This window comes from Nostocoides sp. (assembly GCF_035343835.1).
Lineage (GTDB): Bacteria > Actinomycetota > Actinomycetes > Actinomycetales > Dermatophilaceae > Nostocoides_A > Nostocoides_A vanveenii.
This window is the reverse complement of record NZ_DAOQZV010000325.1, coordinates 1-2871: the sequence shown is the minus strand read 5'-3', so window position 1 is coordinate 2871 and position 2871 is coordinate 1. Positions and strand designations below refer to the sequence as shown.

3 protein-coding genes and 1 tRNA gene are annotated in these 2871 nt (G+C 71.4%); 1 reads left to right on the top strand and 3 read right to left on the bottom strand.

Translation table 11 applies throughout. From position 1 onward, the window contains the following. Positions 1 to 1019, bottom strand: a 1019-nt coding sequence (locus PKH97_RS15610; RefSeq protein ID WP_324388526.1) for a hypothetical protein, incomplete at its 3' end; no start/stop codon positions are given. A 201-nt stretch (positions 1020 to 1220) separates the two neighbouring features. Between PKH97_RS15610 and PKH97_RS15605 the strand changes: the two genes are divergently transcribed. Next, complete coding sequence (locus PKH97_RS15605) at positions 1221 to 1910, top strand: ATP-binding cassette domain-containing protein (protein WP_324388525.1); 690 nt, start codon at positions 1221 to 1223, stop codon at positions 1908 to 1910. A 25-nt stretch (positions 1911 to 1935) separates the two neighbouring features. Here the strand turns inward: PKH97_RS15605 and PKH97_RS15600 are convergent, their stop codons facing one another. Both PKH97_RS15600 and PKH97_RS15595 read right to left on the bottom strand, forming a co-directional pair. Beyond that, a complete protein-coding gene (locus tag PKH97_RS15600; RefSeq protein ID WP_324388523.1) occupies positions 1936 to 2646 on the bottom strand; it encodes a VOC family protein in 711 nt (236 codons plus the stop codon). A 93-nt stretch (positions 2647 to 2739) separates the two neighbouring features. Further along, positions 2740 to 2811: transfer RNA gene (locus PKH97_RS15595), tRNA-Lys, on the bottom strand. Between the last annotated feature and the right edge of the window lie 60 nt (positions 2812 to 2871).

Genomic DNA, 2871 nt, shown 5'->3' with positions numbered 1-2871 from the left:
CGGGCACCGCGACCGCGCAGGCGCGCGAGCGCAACCTCTCCGCGGCGCTGGTCGGCGGCGGCTACGAGGACGAGCCAGAGCACGCAACCGAGCAGCAGACCCAGCTGGGCCATCAGAAGCGGGATCGTCAGTCCGGCCTGGTCCGCGCCGGTCGCGACTTCGCGGGCAATGGAAGGGAGTTCGCTCCCGGCCGTGACGGTGGCGGCTGCCAGGGTGCCGGCCCGATCGACTCCCATCGGGAACTTCACGAGGTCGTCGACGCTCCGACCCAGAGCAGCGATCTGGTCGGCACCGACGCGATCTGAGCGCAGGGCCAGGTCAGCGCTGTGATGCACCTCTATCCAGGGCAGCTGAAGGTCGGCCTCCGGACCGTCGGCCGGCTCGGTCAACGTCGCCTCGGGAGTGAGCATGGCGTCGAAGCCGAGCAGCTGATCCGACCGACCGGTCAGCACCTCGCCGAACCAGTAGGGCGCTGGAGCCTGCTCATAGATGCCCGTGATCTGCATCCGCGCGCGAGGGCTGGCCTCCGGCCGGCTGACCGACCCGTCGAACTCGCCGAGCGCGACCGACGCACCCACGCCCTGCTTGTAGGCCTTCGCCTGCGCGGCCGTGATGGCTATCTCTCGAGCCCGCGCCGGGCAGCGCCCGCTCACGAAGCGCACGTGGTCGCACATGCCCGCCCGATAGAGCAGCCGCCCCTCGGGCTCCCCGAGCAAGGGCATCCGTCTGACCGTGACGGACGATCCCGCGATCGGCGGCTCGAAATATTCTCGGATCGTATCCGGGACGAGGTCATCGAGCGCCGTCGACGACAGCGACAGGACGGGTTGGGAGGAGCTGCCCGATGACAGGCGCAGGCCGCGCTCAGAGCTTGTCGATTTCTCCAAGGTCGCCGCCACCATCGCCTGGTCGACGGCGCGGTTGTAGAGCGGGGCCATGACCGAGCAGGCCGTGACGAGGGCCGCGAGCAGGATGAGGACGAGCGCCTGGACCCAGCGATAGCGCAGTGCCGCGAGCATCGTCGGCCCTCCATCCCTGGTCGTCGCCATCCTTGACGCGCAACGTATCGCGCCGTGCCGACAACCCGTAGCCGTGGATGACGCGGGCGCCCGGCAGGCGTCATCGCCCCGTCTCCGGGGTGTGCACACGTCGGCCCGGAGGGTGGGCGCAGGGCGCGGGTGGGGGTCACGGCATACGTCAAGAAGCGCTAGCGTGCGCGAATGCGCACCGACCCCGCCGACACCCTGGCGGGCGCGCGGACCCCCATGGCAGTGGCCGGACGCGCGATCACGATGCGACTGGGCGAGCGGCTGGTGCTCGACGCGGTCGACCTGGACGTCGAGCCCGGAACCTTCGCGGCGCTGACCGGGCCATCGGGTGCGGGGAAGTCGACGTTGTTGTGGATTCTCGGGCGCGCGCTCGAACCGACCGGCGGCAGCGTGACCTATTCCGGTCGCCTTCTGCCCGACCGGGAGGCGGCAGCGCGGGCGGGGGTTGTCCTCGTGCCGCAGGGAAATGCCCTGGTGACACCGCTGACCGCCCGCGAGAATCTCCTGGTCCCGCTGCTGATGCTGGGCATACCGGCCAAGGAAGCTCATGCGCGCGCGGATGCCGCCTTGACCCTCGTCGGGCTCGACGACTCCGGGACGCACCTCGTGGAGGAGTTGTCGGGCGGCCAGCAGCAGCGGGTGGCGGTCGCGCGCGGGCTCGCCGCGCGGCCGAGCATCCTGTTGGCCGACGAGCCGACGAGTGACCTCGATGCGACGACGCGCGAGATCATCGTGGGCTTGCTGCGCGCCGAAGCCGAGGCGGGCGCTGCCGTGCTCATGTCGACACACGATTCGTGGTGCGCGGACCAGTCCGACGTCGAGTACCACCTGGACGACGGGCACGTCGAGCGCCGGCGCTGACGCCCCGCCGGCGATCTCGCCCGGTTCAGGCCACCGAGCGCGCCACCAGAAATTCGTTGCCGTCCGGATCGGTCATCAAGGCCGTGCCGTCCGCCGGATCCGTATGCCGGGTGGCTCCGAGCGCGAGCAGCCGTGTGATCTCCCCATCCGCCTCGTCAGCTCCTACCGCCAACTCGAAGCGCTCCCGGGGCGAGGCGGCCAGCGGCGCGACCGGAGGACCACCCCAGGCGATCTTGGTGCCCCCAGCCGGGGCCTGGATCGCCGTTTCCTCGTCCTGATCCCACACCAACGGCCAGCTCAGCGCTGCCGCCCAGAACCGGCCGACGTCGCGGGTCCCATCGCAGGCGAGTTCGCCGAGGAGGCCGGTCCCCGCAAGGAAGGCGTTGCCGGCCTCGATGACGCAGAACGCATTGCCCTCCGGGTCAGCGAGCACGATGTGGCCCTCCTCGGCGCGCTGACCGACATCGAGCGGCGTCGCCCCGAGGTCCCGGGCGCGCGCGACGATCTGCTGCTGGTCGTCCGGCGTGGTGCTGGTCAGGTGCAGATGCGCGCGGTCGACCGCTGCCCTGGGCGCCGGGTCCGCGACGAAACGTAGCCCGACCTGGGTCTCGGAGCCGGGCAGGAGCAGGCCCACGGGCTCGGCCATGACCTCGCGACCCAGCATCGCGCCCCAGAACCGGGCAAGGACCTCCGGGGCGCGCGCCGAGCAGGCCAGGGCAGTCAGGTGAACGGTCACCCGATCCACCATAGGCGCGCGCGCTCGCCCGGCCGGTTTGCGCCGGCCAGCCGTCGCGCCCGGCACGCTCTCGCGGCGAGAGAAATCCGTCCGTGGGCCCCGCGGGATTCGAACCCGCAACCTACGGATTAAAAGTCCGCAGCTCTGCCGTTGAGCTAGAGGCCCCAGCGGGCAAGGGTAGCGGGTCGGCCAGGCCGTCCCTCCCACCGGCGGTCCGCTCCGGGC